Annotated in this window: 15 protein-coding genes; 14 read left to right on the top strand and 1 reads right to left on the bottom strand. The window is 59.1% G+C overall.

Annotation, left to right across the window (positions count from 1 at the left end; all coding sequences use genetic code 11):
* The 14 genes from JO015_15585 to JO015_15520 all read left to right on the top strand — a co-directional run.
* The coding region (locus tag JO015_15585; GenBank protein MBW0000520.1) for a hypothetical protein at window positions 1-1210 on the top strand (1210 nt) is incomplete at its 5' end.
* Window positions 1211-1663: 453 nt separating this feature from the next.
* Window positions 1664-2776, top strand: coding sequence for a glycosyltransferase family 4 protein (locus JO015_15580; protein ID MBW0000519.1), 1113 nt, complete (start codon window positions 1664-1666; stop codon window positions 2774-2776).
* Window positions 2777-2871: 95 nt separating this feature from the next.
* Complete coding sequence (locus JO015_15575; protein ID MBW0000518.1) at window positions 2872-3972, top strand: glycosyltransferase; 1101 nt, start codon at window positions 2872-2874, stop codon at window positions 3970-3972.
* 273 nt (window positions 3973-4245) lie between these two features.
* The gene (locus JO015_15570) at window positions 4246-5550 is read left to right on the top strand and encodes a nucleotide sugar dehydrogenase (protein ID MBW0000517.1); all 1305 of its coding nucleotides are present in this window, start codon (window positions 4246-4248) and stop codon (window positions 5548-5550) included.
* Between the two features lie 494 nt (window positions 5551-6044).
* Window positions 6045-7055, top strand: coding sequence for a glycosyltransferase family 2 protein (locus tag JO015_15565; protein MBW0000516.1), 1011 nt, complete (start codon window positions 6045-6047; stop codon window positions 7053-7055).
* A 48-nt stretch (window positions 7056-7103) separates the two neighbouring features.
* Entirely contained in the window at window positions 7104-8192 is a 1089-nt protein-coding gene (locus tag JO015_15560) for an NAD-dependent epimerase/dehydratase family protein (protein ID MBW0000515.1), read from the top strand.
* 512 nt (window positions 8193-8704) lie between these two features.
* On the top strand, window positions 8705-10321 hold the full coding sequence (locus JO015_15555) for an O-antigen translocase (protein MBW0000514.1): 1617 nt from the start codon (window positions 8705-8707) through the stop codon (window positions 10319-10321).
* Window positions 10322-10520: 199 nt separating this feature from the next.
* Window positions 10521-11231, top strand: coding sequence for an acyltransferase (locus tag JO015_15550; GenBank protein MBW0000513.1), 711 nt, complete (start codon window positions 10521-10523; stop codon window positions 11229-11231).
* Window positions 11221-12201: an SDR family NAD(P)-dependent oxidoreductase gene (locus JO015_15545; protein MBW0000512.1), complete on the top strand. Its 981-nt coding sequence runs from the start codon at window positions 11221-11223 to the stop codon at window positions 12199-12201. Before JO015_15550 ends, JO015_15545 begins: the two co-directional genes overlap by 11 nt.
* A 40-nt stretch (window positions 12202-12241) precedes the next feature.
* Window positions 12242-13399, top strand: a complete 1158-nt coding sequence (locus tag JO015_15540) for a DegT/DnrJ/EryC1/StrS family aminotransferase (GenBank protein ID MBW0000511.1) — start codon at window positions 12242-12244, stop codon at window positions 13397-13399.
* Between the two features lie 58 nt (window positions 13400-13457).
* Entirely contained in the window at window positions 13458-14681 is a 1224-nt protein-coding gene (lhgO, locus tag JO015_15535) for an L-2-hydroxyglutarate oxidase (GenBank protein ID MBW0000510.1), read from the top strand.
* Complete coding sequence (locus JO015_15530) at window positions 14682-15518, top strand: YdcF family protein (GenBank protein ID MBW0000509.1); 837 nt, start codon at window positions 14682-14684, stop codon at window positions 15516-15518.
* Window positions 15519-15545: 27 nt separating this feature from the next.
* Complete coding sequence (locus JO015_15525) at window positions 15546-17087, top strand: exosortase/archaeosortase family protein (GenBank protein MBW0000508.1); 1542 nt, start codon at window positions 15546-15548, stop codon at window positions 17085-17087.
* Window positions 17088-17282: 195 nt separating this feature from the next.
* The gene (locus JO015_15520; GenBank protein ID MBW0000507.1) at window positions 17283-17990 is read left to right on the top strand and encodes a polysaccharide export protein; all 708 of its coding nucleotides are present in this window, start codon (window positions 17283-17285) and stop codon (window positions 17988-17990) included.
* Between the two features lie 270 nt (window positions 17991-18260).
* On the opposite strand, the gene JO015_15515 is transcribed toward JO015_15520, so the two are convergent.
* Window positions 18261-19091 (bottom strand): DUF4082 domain-containing protein, encoded by an 831-nt coding sequence (locus JO015_15515; GenBank protein MBW0000506.1) that lies wholly within the window; start codon window positions 19089-19091, stop codon window positions 18261-18263.
* Window positions 19092-20623 lie beyond the last annotated feature (1532 nt).

Here is a 20623-nt window from a genome sequence, read left to right as displayed (position 1 = left end):
GGGCAGCATTCAGGCGGGAGATACGGTTTGGCTGGCGGGAGGCAGCTACTCGGCACCCCTCACCATACAAGCGAGCGGCAGCCCGGGCAGCCCGGTGACGGTCCTGCGCGCGCGGTCAACCGATTCGGCGGCCGCAAGCGCGGCGGGTTGGAACTCGAGTTTCGATTCCCAAGTGGCCTTTAGCGGCTCAAACTGGCCCTTCCTCTCGATCCCGGCCGGCCACGACATCACCGTCGACGGGCGGGTCGCTTCGGGCATCCTGCTCCAAATCCCCTCCACCGGTGGGTATGCCTCGCAGGGGGCTCAAAACGGGAACGTCGCCGACGTGACGATCTCGAACGTCGAGATTATCGGGCCGGCCGCAACCTCGGGCCTGTCGTGGGCCCGCTATGGGTTTACCTGGGCGCCGAGCAGCAACACCGTTACCAACGTCACCTTCGATCATTGCATCGTTCACCAGATTTGCGAAGCGTTCCGGGCGTCCAATTGGAACGGGGTCGTCATCCAGTACTGCACCATCTACGACGTGACGTCCGACAACATCGATCACGATGACATCATTTATTCCTACCCAAGCCAGAACCTGACTTGGCGTTACAACACGATCTATAACTCCCCGAACGACGGACTTTTCTTCGAATGGGGCGGCGCCGTCAATCTGTATTTTTACGGCAACGTCTTCTACAACGCCGTCTACTCGATGATTCAAACGAAGGCCCCTGGGAATTACGGCCCGATTTATGTTTACAACAACGTGTTTGCGGGCGTGGATTCAAATTGGAACTACGGGTGGATATCTTTTGGCGGCACAACGGATCCGAACACGCAGGTGTACAACAACGTGTTCTTCAACAGCTCAAACACGAGTAACGCCGGCGGTCCCGTTCACAGCGACTACAACGCCTATTATCCGGCCATAGTAAACGGCTTTTCATGGCCGAGTAACGAGCCGCACTCCCTTGCCCTCATCGCGGATCCCTTTGTCAACAGCGCCCAGGGCGATTTTCACCTGACCGCGGCCGGGGCGGCAGCGCTCCAGAACGGCCTGCCCCTGGCCACGGACGGCTTCATCAACAAGGACATGGATGGGAATACCCGGGGTAGCTCCGGGGGGTGGACCATCGGGGCGTATCAGTACTCCAGTGGTAGCCCGGCACCGCAACCGACGCCGCTGCCGCCTACCAACCTGCAAATCACGTCCAGCCAGTAAGTACACGCGCGGACTCCGCGTTCGAGGGCGCCGACAGATTGATTGGCTCGCTGCTCGACGGGAACCTGGACGGCACTGCCTCAGGCCTGCAGGATAGGCCGGGCGATTCGATGGGGCAAAGCGCCTCGGTCACCAGGTAACCTGCGGCCAGGTCGGCTCCGACACCACGCCGCTGAGTTGAACGAGTCCCTTGAGGCGCAAAAGATTCAGCTTACCTGCTCGAAAACGCTGGGAGTGACCACCCGGCGCGGGCTCGCGGCTCGTGATAACGTCGGGTTGGCGTCCATACCCGTTTAAAAATGGCGCGCAATGGTTCGGCGACAACGTCCGTTTCCGAACGAACAACTTGTCCGCCGATCTCTACATCAGCAGGGAAGACGATTCACGGTCACCGGAATTGACGCGGTTAGACGCCGCGTCCCGGAACCGAGCAGGTATGCCAGTTGTCAAAAAATGAAAATCACGTTTGTTCTTCCATACACGGGTCTGCAGGGCGGCGTCCGGGTGCTTGCCATCTATGCCGAACGATTGCAACGACGGGGGCATGAGGTGACGGCTGTATCCAACCCGTTCACTATGCCGCTCCGGAGCAAGGTAAAATCCGTCTTAGTGGGTCGCGGGTGGCCGACAAACCCTGCCGGGCAGTCACACTTCGACCGAATAGACGTCCCGCACACCGTCCTCAATAAGGAACGCCCGGTGGTGGATGCCGATGTGCCGGATGCCGATGTGGTCATCGCAACCTATTATGCGACCGCGTTTGGAGTGCAGAACCTCTCTCGAGCAAAAGGCGCAAAAGCCTTCTTTATCCAGAACCATGAAGCGGACAAGCGTAGGCGGGACGCCGATGCGGCCTGGCGAATGCCCCTTCACAAGATCGTGATATCCAAATGGCTCCTGCAGCTGGCGCAGGAGGAGTTTGGGGATAAGATCGTCTCGCTTGTTCCTAACAGCGTCGACTTGGAGCAGTTTAATGCCGTGGAGAGAGCGAAAGGGGCGGTCCCGACCGTCGGCATCCTGTACTCCACATCCTGGATGAAAGGCTGCCGTACCGCCCTTAAAGCGCTGGAGAAGGTAGCGGCTGTCGTGCCGTCGCTTCGGGTCATATCCTTTGGGGCGGAGAAACCCGGTCTGGACCTGCGCCTGCCTCGCTATGCCGAATTCCATTACCGGCCGCCGCAGAACTCCTTGAGAGACCTTTACGCAAAGTGCGACGTGTGGCTATGCGGGAGCGCCCGGGAGGGATTTCATCTGCCTCCACTGGAGGCCATGGCGTGCCGCTGTCCGGTGGTGTCGACGCGGGTTGGAGGGCCGCTGGATATCATTGAGGAAGGCGTGAACGGGCATCTGGTCGACATCGAAGACGTAGATGGCTTGTCACAGCGGCTTTTACAGGTCTTGACGCTGCCGCAGCACGACTGGAAGCGGATGTCGGATGCAGCCTATGACACGGCAAACCGTTTCACCTGGGACGATGCGACCGACCTGTTCGAGAAGGCGCTGGAACTCGCCATTGAGCGGGACAGGCGTGGTGACTGGTCGCCTCGCCCGATGATTTTGGCATGACGGAACCCGGATGATACCGGAGGGTGCCATCCGGCAAAGCCTTCCGCTCGTGCGCAACCGCCAATCAAGGTTAGACCAAAACGGACCCGGATTTTATGCAAGAGCCCGCCGTTAGCTTCGTCATTCCCTGCTACAAGCTGGCCCATTTGTTGCGAGAATGCGTCGATTCAATCCTGTGCCAAAGTTATAAAAACTTCGAGGTCTTGGTCATGGACGATTGCTCGCCGGATAATACGGCCGAGGTAGCTCGTTCCTTTCAGGACGCTCGCGTAAGGTACATTCGCAACGATCCGAACCTGGGGCACCTCCGCAATTACAACAAGGGCATCGGCCTGAGCCGGGGAAGGTACGTGTGGCTCATCTCGGCAGATGATTACCTGCGGAAGCCGTACGTGTTGGAAAAATACGTCGACGTCCTGGAGAGGCATCCAAACGTCGGATACGCCTTTTGTCCCGGATTTGGCGTGCGGGACGGCGTTGAAACCAGGTTGTTGGGATGTTATCGGGCGCGCGCGGATCATGATCGAATCATCGCGGGTCACGTTTTGTTGAAAAAGCTGCTTCAGTCAAACTTCATTTTGACTCCATCAGTGATCGTTCGCCGCGAGTGCTACGAGAAAATCAGCCTTTTCGAGCTGAGCATGCCGTGGGTTGGTGATTGGTACCTGTGGTGCCTGTTCGCGCTCTTTTACGACGTCGCCTACTTTGCCGATCGAATGGTGTGCTATCGCGAGCAGCACGCGTTGAGCATGACCGACGTACTGCACAAAGCAAAGCTTGCCGCGTGTGCCACCGAAGAAATAGAGATTCCCTGGCTCATCAGAAAGAGGGCTCAAGAAGCCGGATACACGCGCGTCGCCAAGGCGTGCCTCTCGGCGGTCGCTCATACGTACGCGCGAACGCTGGCTTCGGAACGGTACCGCGGGAGCGGCTCGTTCATGAATCTCGAGCAGTTCGAGGAATCGTTGAGCCGGAACACTTCCGATGAAACGGAACGGGATCACGTACGGGCGCGAGTTTACGATGGCATCGGCAGTCAGTGCTACTGGCGAGGTGAACTAACGCTCGCCAGGGAATTTTACCAGGCGGCGCTCGAGAAGGATCCGTGGATGGTAAGCGCCTATATCAAAAAGCTGCTTCTCGGCCTGGGCAAGCAGGGCGATTACCTTAGAGAAGCCATCACCTCGTTCCGCTAACGCTGTGACTCCGAATACCCCTTGCGCGGCGCCGCCGGTGGGATCCGGCCGGCGGAACTGGCGCGCCGGGGAGCCCGGGAGGGTGTAGCCGTCGCCGGTGTCAGCCGCTTTGATCATTCCGGATCACGTAAACCCCGCGTTCCCGGGGTGGCAGGGGCGCGGCTGAACGAGGCGGCTGAACAGAACTGTTCCGGAACCCGCGTAAACCCGCATCATCATTTTATTATACTTATATAGACCACGTCGTTAATTTTTGCCATAATTACTTACCAAATGCATAGACCTTCCAAGACGCAGATCGCCATTGTGGGTCTCGGCTATGTCGGATTGCCCCTCGCGCTACAATTTGCCCGCTCGGGGGTGCACGTCCTTGGCCTTGACATTGATCAAAATAAAGTGGAGGCCCTTAACCAGGGACGAAGCTATATCAAGCACGTTTCCGCAGACACCGTCGCCGAGCAGGTGGACGCGCAGCGGTTCGTAGCAGCCTCCGATTTCGCCGGGATCAGGGGGGTTCATGCCGTCATCATCTGCGTTCCGACGCCGCTCAATAAGAACCGCGAGCCCGACATCTCCTTCATTCTGGATACCGGGCGTGCCATCGCCCCGTACCTGACGCCGGGCGTGTTGGTCGTCTTGGAGTCTACTACCTATCCAGGAACGACGGATGAGGAGTTGCGGGCAGTCCTTGAAGCCGGATCGGGCATGAAAGCCGGTGAAGATTTTCATCTGGCGTTTTCGCCGGAACGCGAAGATCCGGCAAACCCGGCCAGCAGAGTGGGTGAGGTTCCGAAACTCGTCGGCGGCCTGACGCCCGCCTGCCTTGATAAGGCCGTAAAGGTGTACAGGGAGGCCATCAAGACGGTCGTACCTGTCTCATCCTGTCGTGTCGCGGAAGCCGCCAAGCTCCTGGAAAACATTTTCCGAAGCGTGAACATCGCCCTCGTGAATGAGCTGAAGCTTGTGTATGGTTCAATGGGGATCGACATCTGGGAGGTAATCGAAGCGGCGAAGACGAAGCCGTTTGGCTTCATGGCCTTCTATCCGGGACCCGGCTTAGGGGGGCACTGCATTCCGATCGATCCATTTTACCTGACGTGGAAGGCAAGGGAATTTGAACGCAGCACGCGCTTTATTGAGTTGGCGGGCGAGATTAACACTTCCATGCCCGCCCATGTAGTGGAACGTGTGGGCGAAGCCCTGAACTCGAGACGCAAACCGGTGAATGGCTCGCGTGTGCTGATTGTCGGCCTTGCCTACAAGCCGAACGTGGACGATGAACGTGAATCACCGAGCTACCGCATCATGGAGCTGCTTCAGCAGCGTGGAGCCGAGGTCGCCTATCATGACCCGTATGTTCCGGTGATCCGCCCGACCCGCGAGCACCCCCAATGGGTGGGAATTACATCCGTGCCTTGGGACCGGGAGACGATAGCGGGATTTGACCTGGTGGTGATCGCGACCGCTCACGCCTCTGTGAATTATCAGGAACTTGCCGATTGGGCACAGTGCATCGTTGACACCAGGAACGCCATGGCGGCCGTGCAAGCCGCGCCGGAAAAGGTCTGGAAGGCGTGATCCAGGGGACACTCCGCGCATCTGCAGCGGTTCACCGGCGGGCGGGCGCCCCTCCCCATCAGGTCCATCCGGCCCGGGATGTGCAACGCCCGCGCAGGTGTGGCCCTATGCCGGGTCCAGCCGTCAGGGAAAGGACAGCCTTCCGGGCGGAGGATACCCGGCGGAGTTTATAAAAACTCCCGCCGATCCCGGCCCTCACGGTCGCTGTAGATGCCGCCGAATGGTCGACCGCCCTTTCGCCCGGTCAGATGGCGTCGGTCCCGTATGATTGCCCACTCACGGTCCGGCGCCGAAACAGTCCGAACGCCTCCGGCGGCCCGCAACAGGCGTCGTTCGGGCTGAGCGCCAGCACCTGACATCAGAGAGGCAGGCCGGCAGATTCGTCCCCTGCCGCCGGACCCTGTGTTGCCCGGCATCTCCTCAACCGGGTACGCTCCGCCAATTTGCGGCATCGAAAGCTGTGACAGTAATTCTTTGAAAAGACATTTAAGGAAATGAAACTGAGCATCGTAATCATTTGCTGGAACGATTTAAAGGTTATAGCAAATTGCGTTAATTCAATATTCCAACAGACCAAGAAGATCGACTTCGAGGTGATTGTGTCCGATAACGGGTCTGCCGACGGATCGGTCGAGTACCTGAGGGAACATTTCCCTGAAGTTAGAATTGTCGAAAACGGCGCTAATCTGGGCTTTGCGAAGGGAAACAACGCCGGCATCCGTGAAGCCCGCGGCCAGTACATCCTGATCCTGAATCCGGACACCGTGATTCTTGATCACGCCCTGGAAAAGCTGGTGGCGTTTGCAGACACGCATCCCGAAGCGGGCGCGTTCGGCTGCCGGGTCTTGAATCCGGATGGCTCGTTCCAAAATCCGGCCCGCCCTATCCCGACGGTTTCCGGTTATCTGGTGAGCGCTTTGTACCTGAGGCGGCTGGGGCGCATTTCAGAGGCCTTCGCTTCGGACGTCTACCAGGGCTGGGCGGGCCACAGTGAGCGAACGATCGGGTTTCAGTCCGGCTGTTGCATTTTGTTCAGAGGTGAGCTCCTGAAGCGCCTCGGCGGCTTTGATGAGCGCTTCTTTTATCACTTTGAAGAAACGGATTTATGCTTCCGCGTTTGGAAATCGGGTTCGTCCATTCTCTTTTACCCGGGCGCAGAGATAACGCACCTCGGCGGCCAATCCGTTGGTAGATTCCCCATCAAATTTGCGCTCGAGACTTACCGAAGCTGTTACCGTTTCTTTTACAAACATTACGGCATGAGGGGGTTGGTCCGGATTCGGCGGGTCAACCTGCTCGGTCTGGGGCTTCGTTACGCCGGCTACAAATTGTTTAGCCAGTTTAATCGCACGGAAGCGTTGCAAAACCGTCTGAAAATGTATGCGGTCGCAATCAAATGGAATCTCCGGTTAAAGCCGGCTGAGTTTATCAACAGCGGCAAGGAGCCGAATTTAGGTTACGAACCCCTGGCTCCTCCACCAAGAATGGTCGAGAACGCCGTCTGAGTGGAAACAGCCATAGCCAACCAGGTACAGAAAACTTAATTACCTATTATGAACTATCAGAACTCACATCACATCGAAGGGACAAGCTCTTCTCTGGTGACCGGAGGCGCGGGCTTTATCGGTTCGCACGTCGCGGAACACCTGCTCAAGATGGGCCATCGCGTCGTCGTGCTCGACGATCTAAGTGGAGGATTCAAGGAAAATGTCCCCGCCGGAGCCATTTTCGTCGAGGGATCAATCCTGGATGACGCGCTGATCCGGTCGCTGTTCGAACGCTACAGGTTTGATCATGTATATCATCTGGCCGCGTACGCCGCCGAAGGCCTGAGTCATTTTATCAAGCGTTTTAATTATAACAACAACGTTATCGGTTCGGTAAACCTGATCAATGCCGCCGTCAATTACGGCACCAGGTCGTTTGTATTCACTTCGTCGATCGCGGTGTATGGTGCAGGTCAGACCCCGATGACCGAGAAGATGATTCCGATCCCGGAAGACTCATACGGCATCGCCAAATTGTGTATTGAACAGGAACTGAGGGTTTCGCATGAGATGTTCGGCCTGGACTACGTTATCTTTCGGCCGCACAACGTGTACGGCGAGCGCCAAAATATCGGCGACCGTTATCGAAATGTCGTCGGGATCTTCATGAACCAGATTCTGAGCGGCCAGCCGATGACGATTTTTGGAGACGGTGAGCAGGAACGGGCGTTTACCCACATCAACGACGTGGCCCCCGTGATCGCGGAGTCAGTCAACTATCCGGCTGCGCGTAATGAAATCTTCAACGTTGGCGCCGATGTTCCGTTCACCGTCAATTACCTTGCGCAGGTAGTGGCGGCTGCGATGGGCGCAGAGTGCAACGTGAAACACCTCGAACCCCGGAATGAGGTTAAGTACGCTTTTTCCGATCATTCCAAAGCCGAGGAGGTTTTTGGGAAGCGGAAGAAGACGTCGCTTGAGGAGGGTATTCGCAAAATGGCTGCATGGGTCCATGCGCACGGAGCGCGGACCAGTCCTGTGTTTAAAAATATCGAGATCCTGCGAAATTTGCCTCCCAGCTGGGCGCGGATCAGTGATGTAGAACCGGCAGGCAAAGCCGCGCACGTCGTGGGCAGCCCCGCCGGCGTTCCGTAATCGGTGCGCAGGGTGGACGGCGCGGGGTTGGCGGCCCTCGAAGGCTGCGGGGGGCGCCTGGCTGACCATCCCCGCTCATCCCCGCGGTGAGTTGCCGGAAACCGAGGCGGCGCCGGCCTCGGGTCGCACCCTTCTCGCCTTCAAAGGTAGATGCTCGCCGGCCGCGTCTCGGTCGATTGGATTGTTGGCAGCGCGTCCACGGCCGGGCGACCCGGCGCCGAGGTTGACGATCCTTTTTGGCGGATCGCTCGACAAACAAAATACATGGACCATAATATAGACCGAATCGCCGGAGTTCCCGGGCGGATCGACTACCCGGTTGCGGATCGATCAATTGGTGACGGCTGCCAGGAGATTGTAATGCTTGATGATTGGATTAAAGGCTGGCGACAAAATGCCGACTCTAGCGATATTCACGGGCAGTGGACCTGCGGCCGCGGGGGTGTCTGCGCTCTTGAGCCGGCACCACATTCACGTGCGAGGACCTCTCGACCGTCCTTTTAGCAAATCCGATGGCGAAACCTTTGGTTGATGAACGGGCCGGCTCCGGCCAGGCGACCGAGTCGTGCCCGCCCCGTTTGGCCGACGAACCCGAGACCACGTCGCACGCCGAGGCGCTGAAATCGACTTCGATCATTGGCGGGTCGACGGCAATCGTGATCGCGATTCGGATGGTGCGCACGAAACTCCTGGCGCTGCTGCTCGGTCCCGCCGGTATCGGCCTCGAGGCGATCTATGATTCGGTGATAAGCCTGGCCAAAACCGCGGTCGACCTCGGCATCAGCAGTTCGGGTGTGCGCCAGATCGCGTCGGCGATGGGTTCGGGCAGCCCCGCAGTGATTGCCACCACCGTAATCACCCTTCGCCGGGTCTGTCTCGTGCTCGGCATCATCGGCACGGTGGCCCTCTTCCTGGCGCGCGAACCGATCAGCCGGCTCGCTTTCGGCAATGGCGACCATGCGTCCGATATCGGGTTGCTCTCAATCATCCTGCTTTTCGGCGCCGTCATGGGTGGGCAAGGCGCGCTTTTGCAGGGCATGCGCCGGATTGGGGACCTGGCTAAAATAAACATCATCGGCAGTCTGGCCGGTGCGCTTCTGAGCATTCCGATCGTGTACGTCTGGGGTCGCCAGGCGATTCCTGCCTACATGGTACTGGCAGCGGGAGTTGGAGCGTTCTTTTCCTGGTCTTACGCTCGCCGCATCCGGGTTGAACCGGTTCGCATCCAGCCTCAGCAGGTTGTGGTAGAAGCCGGGAGCCTGTTGAAGCTGGGGATCGTGTTCCTACTGACGGGGCTGATGACGCTCGGGGCCCCGTTCTTGCTCCGTGTGTTCGTCACGCGCCAGCTCGGCGTGGACGGCGCCGGCCAGTTTCAAGCAGCCAACGCGCTCTCCATGGTCTATGTCGGCTTCGTGCTGCAAGCCATGGGAACGGATTTCTTCCCCCGGCTGACGGCGGTTGCCGGCGACAACCGGCGCTGCAATCAGCTCGTCAACGAACAAGCGGAAATCTCGAACCTGCTGGCCCTTCCCGGCATCCTGGCGACTCTCGCGTTTGCGCCCTGGGTGATCCAGATATTCTATTCGACCAGGTTCGATAAGGCGGCAGAGATTCTATGCTGGCAGGTCGTCGGCATGTTCCTGCGCGTGAATTCCTGGCCAATGGGCTACATCCTGGTGGCCAAAGGCCGGGCGGCGGCCCTTTTCTGGAGCGATCTCGCCTCCTACACCGTGTATGTATTGCTCGGCTGGTTGGGTCTGAGGCTGTTCGGCCTCCCCGGTACGGGCATGGCTTTTCTGGGCCTTTACCTCTTTCACTGGTATATCGTGTACGTGATCGTCCGGAGGGTGTCCGAGTTTTCCTTGTCCCCTCGGAACGTGCGGCTGTCGCTGTTAGGCGCCGTTACCGTGGCCATCGCGCTCTGCACCCGATTGACGCTGCGTGAGCCTTGGGGGACAGGCATTGGCTGCGTCCTTGCGCTGCTTACCGGCCTGTACAGCGTTCGGTCCCTGATTCCTCTTCTTGGAATCGAGCGGATCAACCGGTACATCCGGAAGACCGGCCTGTCCTTCCAGCTCCGGAACCGGGACCGGCGTCAGCGTACCGCCGAACCGGCGCCGCAAGGATGACGCGCCTTCCTGGAACCGCACGAGCGGCGCAACTTTGCCTATGTCCGATCCGTACCTCTTAACCCCAACAGCTACTCAGGATCGTACCGAGGGGGTGCAAAGGTAAGGGCTTTCCCTGCTGAGGCGCTCCGGATGAATCGCCGGCTGCCTTGATTGAAGGTAAGTTTAAAATGTATAAATTAATTGATTTATTTTTGTAATGAATATCAGCCTTGAGAGCCATGCTCGAACTATCCCTGCCGTTCATGGCAAACAACCGGTCAAACCTGACCCCCTTTTCGAGATGGATTTGTCTCGGCACCTTAGGGAGACTTACTCGTCGGTCGCCCTCCTGGAACAATATTCCCGATTCGGCAGTGGTGATGGCGAGATTGACCGGCTCATGCGTCGAGCAATCTGGAGGTCCGTTGCCCGTAAGTTCGGTGATGGTGTCCGGATAGGCACCGGGGTCGGATTCACGCATTTGGAGACGTTTGAGATCGGAAATGGGGTTTTCATCGGAGCCCAGGCGTACATTCAAGGGCGTTTTGATGGGATCACCAGGATCGGCAATCACGTCTGGATCGGCCCCCAGGCCTACCTCGACGCGCGGAATTTAATTCTGGAAGATCATGTAGGGTGGGGTCCGGGCGCAAAAATCCTGGGCTCGTCCCACACCGGCCTCCCTGTCGACCGGCCAATTATCGAAACCGACCTGGAGGTTCGTCCGGTGCGCGTGGAAGCCTGGGCGGACATCGGGACGGGTGCTGTTCTGCTGCCCGGCGTGACGATCGGCAAAGGCAGCATCGTCGGAGCCGGGGCGGTGGTGACCCGGGACGTACCTCCGTTCAGCATCGTGGCTGGTGTGCCCGCCCGGTTTTTGCGCTGGCGCGATGGATTTCAACCGAGTATCGAAAATGCTGACCTATAAACGAGCTTTAATCACCGGAGGCGCAGGGCTGATTGGGTCGCACATCGCTGACCTGTTGGTGGCCGAAGGGCTGGAAGAAATTGTGATTCTCGACGACTTTTCCCGGGGGCGACGTCAGAATCTTGAATCGGCGGCGGCTTCGGGCAATGTTACCCTGGTCGAAGGCGACGTACGCGACGCGCAGCTTCTCGGAAAGGTCATGGCAGGCGTTGACGTTGTCTTCCACCAGGCGGCGATCCGGATCACGCAGTGCGCTGAGGACCCGCGGCTGGCGCTGGAAGTTCTGGTAAACGGCACGTTTAACGTGGCGGAGGCGGCGGTGGCAGCCAAAGTGAAGAAAGTCGTTGCCGCATCCTCCGCATCGGTTTATGGGCTCGCCGAGGTGTTTCCCACACCGGAGGCGCACCACGGTTACGATAACCGAACCATTTATGGGGCCGCAAAGCTGTTCAACGAGGGGATTTTTCGCAGCTTTCACGCGATGTATGGATTGGACTACGTCGCGTTACGTTACTTCAACGTCTATGGCCCTCGGATGGATGTCTTCGGGGTGTATACGGAAGTCCTGATCCGCTGGATGGAGCGTCTGGCGAAAGGCGAGCCTTGCCTGATTCTTGGGGATGGTACGCAGACGATGGACTTTGTGTACGTCGAGGACATCGCGCGGGCGAACCTTCTGGCCGCAAAGGCGCCGGTGACGGACGAGGTATTTAACGTCGCAAGCGGGACCGAGACCAGCCTGAACGAACTCGCCCTGAGGCTTGGGCGCGTGATGGGCGTGAGTCGCACTCCGGAATACGCGGCGGCCCGCAAGGTCAACCCGGTTTCGAGGAGGCTCGCCGATATCAGCAAGGCGGAACGGTTGATCGGTTTCAAGGCGCAGGTCTCCCTGGATGAGGGCCTGCGCCGGTTGGTGGATTGGTGGTCCCGCGAGCAGGTCCCTTCCACGGTCCTCAGTTCATCTGTGTGAGAGCAACGTACGTGATGATAATCTTTCTGATAATCTTTCGATGATTCCAATTGCTAAACCTTTGGTCGACGAGCGTGAGGCGGAGGCCGTTCGGCGGGTGATTCTCTCCGGCTGGATTACGCAGGGCCCGGAAGTCGCCGCCTTTGAGCGTGATTTTGCAGAGGGCGTCGGTGCCGCGCACGCCTGCGCAGTGTCAAACTGCACGACGGCGCTTCATCTTTCCTTGCTCGCTGCCGGCGTCGGCCCCGGAGACGAGGTCATTACGGTCAGCCATTCTTTTATTGCAACGGCCAACAGCGTCCGTTACTGCGGCGCGACGCCGGTTTTCGTTGATATCAGCCCGGAGACGTTCAACATCGCGCCGGATCTGGTGGAAGCGGCGATAGGCCCGAGAACCAGGGCCATTCTTTGCGTCCATCAAATGGGCATGCCGTGCGATCTCAGCCGGTTGGCCCGAATTGCCGAAACGCATTCCCTTCCCTTGATCGAAGACGCCGCGTGCGCAATCGGCAGCGAAATCCTGTGGAACGGCCGCTGGGAGCGCATCGGGAAACCGCACGGGGACGTGGCTTGTTTCTCCTTCCACCCGAGAAAAATCCTTTCTACCGGCGACGGTGGAATGATCACAACCAAACACAAAGACTGGGACGCGCGGTTTCGTTTATGGCGACAACACGGGATGTCCGTGCCGGACACCGTCCGCCACGCGGCCAATACGATCATCTTCGAGAGCTACCCTGAAATCGGCTTTAACTACCGGATGACCGATTTGCAAGCAGCCATCGGGCGGGAACAACTCAAGCGTTTGCCGGAATTGGTCAGCCGGCGCCGGGAACTGGCTGAGATCTATCGCTCGCTGCTCGGAGATCTCCCGGAGTTGCGTCTGCCTGCCGAACCCGAATGGGCACGAAGCAACTGGCAGAGCTACTGCGTCCGTTTGCCGGACGGCGCCGATCAGAGACAAGTGATGCAGAGTCTTTTGGACCGGAGAATTGCCACCAGGCGGGGAATCATGTGTGCCCATCGGGAACCGGCCTATCAGCATCAATCCTGGCGATCGGCCGGCTCACTCGCCGAGAGCGAACGCGCGCAGGACGGATGCATTCTCCTTCCTCTGTACCATCAGCTCGGACGCGACGATCAGCGGTTCATCGCTTCTGAGCTTCGGGCGGCCGTTACCGCGGAGTGTGCGGTCTGAAGCCCCGCCAAATGGGACGACGGGTGACGGTGCCCGCCGGCCCGGCGCTAGCTTGAGCATGGAACGATTCGATTATTTGGTGATCGGTGGAGGGATCGTCGGTTTGACGGTGGCGTGGACCATTCTAGGCCAGAGACCCGGGATCCGAATCGCGGTGCTCGAAAAGGAGGATGCCTGGGCCCGCCATCAAACCGGCCGGAACAGCGGCGTCATCCACTCGGGCATTTACTATCAACCGGGCAGCCTCAAAGCGAAATTGTGCCGCGACGGTAACCGGCGGTTGCTGGAATTCTGCGAACACCACGGCATCCGTCACGAAGTCTGTGGCAAAGTGATCGTCGCCACGAGCGCATCCGAGCTTCCCCGGATGGAGAACCTGTACGCGCGGGGAATTGCGAATGGTTTAGCCGTCAGGAAGCTGAGCGCTTCCGAAGTCAATGAGATCGAGCCGCACGTGAGTTGCGTCGCGGGAATCCACGTTCCGTCCACGGGCATCGTGGACTTTGTCGGCGTCTGTCGAAAGCTGGCGGAGTTGATCGGAGCTCAGGGGGGCGAACTGCGGTTGGCCACGAACGTGCACGGCTTGCGGGTGTCCGGCAGCGAGGCGGTTCTCGAGACGTCAAAGGGTGACTTGGCGGCGCGTTGGGTGATCAATTGCGCCGGCTTGCACAGCGATCGCGTGGCGAAGCTGGCCGGAGGCGATCCCGGCGCCCGGATTGTGCCTTTCCGGGGTGAATACTATGAGTTGAAACCCGAACGCCGTCGCCTCGTGCGTAACCTTATCTACCCGGTGCCCGATCCTCAATTCCCGTTCCTGGGAGTTCATTTTACTCGCATGATCGATGGCGGCGTCCATGCCGGACCCAATGCCGTGCTCAGTTTGAAGCGGGAAGGGTACCGCCGCACGTCGTTTGATATGCGAGATTTTCTGGACACCGTGACCTACGCGGGGTTCTGGCGGTTGGCGGCGAAGCACGCGAGATCGGGACTTGAAGAAATGCATCGATCTTTCAGCAAAAAAGCATTCGTTCGCAGCCTGCAAAAACTGATTCCTGACATCCGTGAAGATGACCTGGTCAGCGCGGAGGCAGGCGTCCGCGCGCAGGCCTTGCGTCCCGACGGCAAGCTGGTGGATGACTTTTTGATCCTTCGCCGCCCGCCTGCGGTTCACGTGTGTAACGCGCCGTCTCCGGCGGCCACGGCCTGCCTGGAAATAGGGCGGGCGATTGCCGCGCAAATCCCTGAACTCAGAGGCGATGCTTCGATGAATGCATTGACCTGAATGGTTGATGACCGGAATGCACGCCTCCGCTGGTGGGAGGCGGCCTGCCTCAAGCTCAGGCGCCTGCGCGTGATCCAACGCCGCAGCGTTTGGTGCCTGACGTGGGCCGGCTGGTTGTGCACCCTCGGGATTACGGCGGTCCCGTTGGTCTGGTGGTGCCGACGCGGAGAATCCTTCCTGTCGTCAACGGACCGCGTGCCGGCGGGCGTCCTGGTGGTGGAGGGCTGGATCGGCCGTGAGGGCGTCCGCGCTGCCGGACAGGAATTCGAGTCGCAGGGTTACCAATACATCGTCACGGCCGGCAGTCCGACCTCTGCTGAGCGATGGGGGGAGGGTGGCTCGAACTACGCCGAGATGGCCGCCAACGAACTGATGCGATCGGGGGTGCCTAAAGACAAAATAATCGTCGCTCCCGCCAGGGGCACCGAGCGCCAGCGTACCTATGAATCCGCCGTGGCCGTTTGCCAGGCGCTTGGGAACAGGAATCTCCAGTCCAGGACCCTCGATGTGTTTACGTGGGGCACCCATGCCCGGCGCACCCGGTTGGTCTTCGCCAAAGTGTATCCCTCGGGATCGGACGTCGGGGTTATCGGCTGGGTTCCATCCAGCCGTCAGGCGGGATCCTGGTGGCAGTCCAGCGAGCGGGCCAAGGAATTCCTGACGGAAACCGTTGGCTACGCGTATGAAGCTCTCTTTAACTCCGGCCGCGGCTCAAATCGCTCCGTTCAGGACGACCATCCCTCGGACCCAGCCCCCCCTCGGCAGGAAGCTTTACCTCACGCTCAAGACCTTCCCCGAGGGGTACGGGCTAACACGACGGCCAGCGGCTCCGGATAGTGAATCACCGCAGCGGGTCAATCAAAAATGAATCCACCTGTGAGGCCATTCAGCTTCCAACATCATCGCGAATCCTGGCGGTATGGCTTGCTGATCGCTGCTTTCGGCGCGCTTTGGTACGTGCTTATCGCGCGTCTTGCCGTGTATTGGTCGATCAGCGCCGAATATAGTTTCGGGTGGTTCGGACCCCTGATCTGCGCTTACCTTTTCTTTTTTCGCTGGATGACCCGTCCGCGCGCCGAGCCGGCGCGCTCGGCCGTTCCAAAAGGGTTGTTTTGGCTGGCCGGCGTTGCGTTTCTACCCACCTGGCTCGTGGAGCAGCCCTATCCGGACTGGCGGCTCATTATTTGGCTTTTGGCGTTGGAAGTCGTCGTGCTGTCGCTCTGCGCGGTTTATTTCGTGGGCGGCAGGCCGTGGCTGAAACACTTCGGGTTCAGCATCTGCATGATATTGGCGACGGTCCCGTGGGAGGGCGATATGGAACATTTCGTCACTCAGGGCCTGATGCTGGTGGTCACCTCAGTTACGGTTGCCGCGTTGAATCTGGTTCATATTCAGGCGCTCCAGCACGGGAACCTCATCGAACTCAAAACCGGCCTGCTGGGAATTGCTGAGGCTTGCAGCGGGATCCGGTCGCTTCAGGCCACGCTCATGGTGTCGCTGTTCCTTGGGGAACTCTATCGCGCGACGTGGCCGCGGCGACTCCTGCTCGTCATCTGCGGGTCCGTAGTTGCGTTCATCTGCAACGTCGGGCGCGCTTTCCTCCTGGCGGCGGTGGCCGCCCACGACGGGCTCGAAGCGATCTCGAAGTGGCATGATCCGGCCGGCTTTATCATCCTGGGCATCTGTTTCGTCGTGGTTTGGGGTCTTGCCCACCTTCTTTCCGGAGGTTTTCCGCAACTGCAGCGGTCTTCGGAACCCGCCACAAACCTTGTTCCGTGGAGGCTGGTGGTTGGATTGGGGGTGTGGGTGCTATGCGCCCTGCTGGGTACCGAAGCATGGTACCGGGGGCACGAAGGGCGAGCGGGACCGCATTGGTCTTTCCAGTGGCCCGTGTCGAACAGCGACTTTTCCAACGTCGCCCTTTCACCGGTCGCAGAAGGGATCGGGTTTGACGAGGGGCGGGCCGCAACGTGGACAGACCGCGACGGCACCCAGTGGACCGCCTTTTTGTTCAAGTGGGCTGCCGGCCCGGTGCGGTCAAGGATCTTGGCGCGTGTGCATCGCCCCGAAAATTGCTTCCCGCAGGCCGGTTACAAGCTGAAGGCGGACCGGGGCACGATCGGCGTCCAGACAAACGGCCTGACCCTTCCGTTCCACGCTTTGGAGTTCGATTTCGACGGCAAACCGGCGCACGTCTTCTTTTGCCTTTGGCAGGATGGCTTGAACGCGTCGGAACAGTCCCTTATCTCGCTCAAGTGGACTCGCTGGTCGGCGCTCCGGGCGGTGCTGCGCGGTGAACGTAACCTTGGCCAAGAGGTGTTGGAGGTCGTCATCATCGGGTATCCCACCCTCGGGGATGCGGAAATCGCGTTCCGCCAACGAATGGGGGAGCTGATTCGGAGTTAGCCCGGCTCGAATTTCGACGTGACCGCGGCGGAAGGTTCTGGACAGCGTTCGTAAACCACCCTAAAAAACCACCAGCGACCATATCAACCCGCACTTTCTGTCCGAAACAGTGGCGTAAGCGCAGCCGCGAGGGCGCTGCGCAGGACATGAATGTTGCTCGACGCCCCTTGGGCATAGTACATCCGGACGAGGTACATGGATAAATCTCTAAAAGCTACGAACGGCACCGGCGCCGCAGTCGGATTTCTGCGCGGGCAGTTGGCAGGTGATGCGACTTGTTTAATCCAGAGGCAAGGGCCCGGAATTGCGCAGGCGGCCGTTTTGGTTTTCCTGGCCTTCCTGTTGTTATGCACGGGGTGCCAAACGCCTCACCGGAGCGCGGCGCTCCCGAAGCAGTCGGCTGGTCAGATGCCGGGCGTCTTGGGAAGCGGGGACGTCGTTAGGGTGTCGTTTACGGGAGCGCCCGAGCTCAACCAGACCCAACGGATCGGGTCGGACGGAAAAATCAGCCTTCCCCTGGTCGGGGAAATTTATGCCGCGGGAAAGAGTGTTGGGCAGTTGCAGATTGAGCTGAGCCGCCTTTATAAGCCGCAACTTCAGAACAGCGAAGTTGTCGTGGCCTTGGAGAGCCGGGCCATCCCGGTGGTCGTCTCCGGCGCCGTACAGAAGCCCGGTAAGATCGTATTCGAACGTCCGGCCACGCTGCTTGAGGCCATCATGGAGGCGGGTGGATTTGCCCCGGACGCCAACCTGAAAAAGGTTTCCCTCATTCGTCTCGTCAACGGCGAACATCAAACCCAGCTGTTTGATTTGCGGCCGGTGCTGAAGGGCGTGCCCAGCCGCGCGGTTTATGTCAGCGGCGGCGACGTGATCTACGTTCCGGAGAAGCTCTTTAACTTCTGAGCGCCGCCGGCCGTCCTGCTCCGCGTCAGCGCATGCGAACTTCCATTGTGCGGGGGGTGGGGGCATCGTGGACGGCGCGGCAGTCGGCCGCTGAGGGTGACCGGGCGGGCCTAAGGTTAGAATCGGGTGCGAAAACGTTCGGCGTACCCCGCCAGAGACCCGAGCGCCGCGGCCCGGGCCTGGTCGTGCGAGTGTGGTTCATTCTACGCCGTCAACAAGTTGCATCAACTTTGCTGCGCCAGCATCAAGCTCGACGCAGCTGTACCGAGCTCAGGTTCCCGGCGCAAAGACGACGTCAACCCAATAGTTGTTCGCATTGTAGGTAGATGACGGAAAGGTGCTCGATGTACCGTACGCGTAAACGCAGTTGCCGCCGCTCGCCGCGCTGGCCGGGGCCGTCAAGTAACCGTTGGTGCGCGAGGTATTGAAGTAATTGGCGTCTGCGGAATAGTAGCCCGCAGTGTGATAGGACACGATGTAAGTCGTGCCGGAAGTGACGGAGACTGGGTTTGCGAGGTTTACCTGTTGCCACCCGCTTGCGGATTCCGACGAGAAGGTCGCTGAGGTCAGAAGGGTTCCGGTGGAACTCCACACATTCGCCACGTGCGTGCCGACGTTCTGCGGGCCTTTGTAAAAACGGACGCCCGTGATCTTGCCCGTGGCGGACGCCTGGAACTTGCAGCCCAACTCCACCGAGTTGGGGTCGGACACCGTCACGATGGCCGGCACCGCGCTGGCGCTGAAGAGGCTTACCGGCGTACTCGCGGAGGCGGTGAAAGTTACTTCATTCGAGGGCGAACTCTCAATCCCCCCGCCGTTGTAATCAGTGACTGCGAAAAAGTAGGTCTTTCCACTGGTCAGGTTGGCGACCGTGGCGGTTGTGGCATTTCCCACGTCGCTGGTCTGAGTGTAGTTGCCGCTCGAAGTCCCGTAATGCACGCGATAGCCGGCGATGCCGGAGGCGGAATTGGGATTCCAAGCCAGTGTAACGCTCTGGGCGGCTTGCGCATGCGCTGCACAGAACAAGGCAGCCATACCCATGGTGGCGAATCGATACGTCCATGTAAGAATACCATCCTTGCATTCTCTTATGATATTCATGTATGGCGTTTACGGGATATTTACAATAATCATTAGAAATATCTGCAATGGTTTTACGCGGGTGCGTCGAGCCGTCGCCAACCGTCGCGGTCCCTTAAAGCGAACCCGCTCCCGCGCTGCCGGCGGGGCGTCTCCGGGTTGCTGCGCCGGCCTCGGTGCGTTCGGACGTCGCCGAACCGGGCGGGGGTACCCCCGGAACAACGTCGAGACCTGGCCAAAGGCCGGATCGCAATGGAATGCTCGCAGCCTCAACCAACCACGGAGCCTGGATGTTGAGCGCCCGAGATACCCGCAGGCCGCGCTTCGGGGCGCGGGCGCAAATAAAACAGCGAGACCCGCCGGCGCCTGGATAACTGATTCGAGACGGCGATTGCGGCCGTCCAGGGGCTTGAGATAACGGAGAAGTTAAGAGACAATCGGTCTTAACCGTCGCGTCCGGAAGTTGCGCCGCGGTTCCGGCACCTTAAACCTTGTACCGCCTCTCGCCTCACAGAAGCATCACCGGCGCAACGAAAATTACATCAGAACCCTCTTGACTACCATGCCAGCGCTTATCATAATCGTAAATAATTACACCAGCCGCGCATGCTTATCAGGGGATTCAGCTAAAGGGATTCAGCTAAAGAATAGACGCCCGGGTTGAAATCGGAACGGGTATCCCGCCAACTCACTGACCCGTTCTCAAAATCCTTTTAGAATAAGTTGCGTGCAGGAATAGAACGCTACCCGGCAGCAACACCGATGTTGACGTTCCCGAGCGAAGGACAGACCCTTCAGCCTCTTAACAGCCTGCTGAGGAGGCGGGTCGCTGCGTTAACGAAAATGCGGATTTTTGTGTTGTCTTATGGTGCCTATGACCCTTTCTACCCGTGGCCTTTACTTTTCTAGAACTTGCACGTTAGGATCGCCGCCGTGATTAATTTTGCTCGCAAATCGTGGGGGAGAAAACTGTGAAGAGGAATCGCCGTGAGTTCTTGAAAATCAGTAGTTTGGCCATGGCGGCGATAGCTTTTGCCGGCCGCGCGTTTGGAATAACTTCTGTTCCCAGTGTACTAGTTTCCACTACCGGAACAACCGCGAATGCCGTTGTAACCGCAAAGACCGGTATACTGTCCAGGATACAGAACCCCAACTGGGACGGCGTCAGCTACATTTCTTCGGTGCAGTGTCCGGTGTGCGGGACGGTGGAGCAAAGGGGAATGCCCATCGAGAGCCCCCTTCGCATTTATCATTGCCCTCAATGCAAGAGCTGGTTGAGCCCCAAAAAAGGTGATCACTGCATTTTCGACTCCTATGGCTCGGTCCCGTGCGCGCCGATCCAGATCAAGGCGCGTCGAGCCAAGGGGCTGGTCATCTTCGCAGACCCGTCTTTTACGGACTAGGCAGGCGAAATCATCACAACCATCAACCATTAACCATTTAAAGTGTTTAGGACTGTCTTCTTTTAGGGAGGTTTTGAATGTCGAATGCGATCGTGACAGAAAACCAGTTAACGGGAACCCCAAGCAGCCAGTGGGACCTGAGTGGAACTA

It is taken from the genome of Verrucomicrobiota bacterium, assembly GCA_019247695.1.
Classification (GTDB): domain Bacteria; phylum Verrucomicrobiota; class Verrucomicrobiia; order Chthoniobacterales; family JAFAMB01; genus JAFBAP01.
Note: the sequence above shows the minus strand (reverse complement) of the source record. Positions and strands in the feature narration are given on the sequence as shown.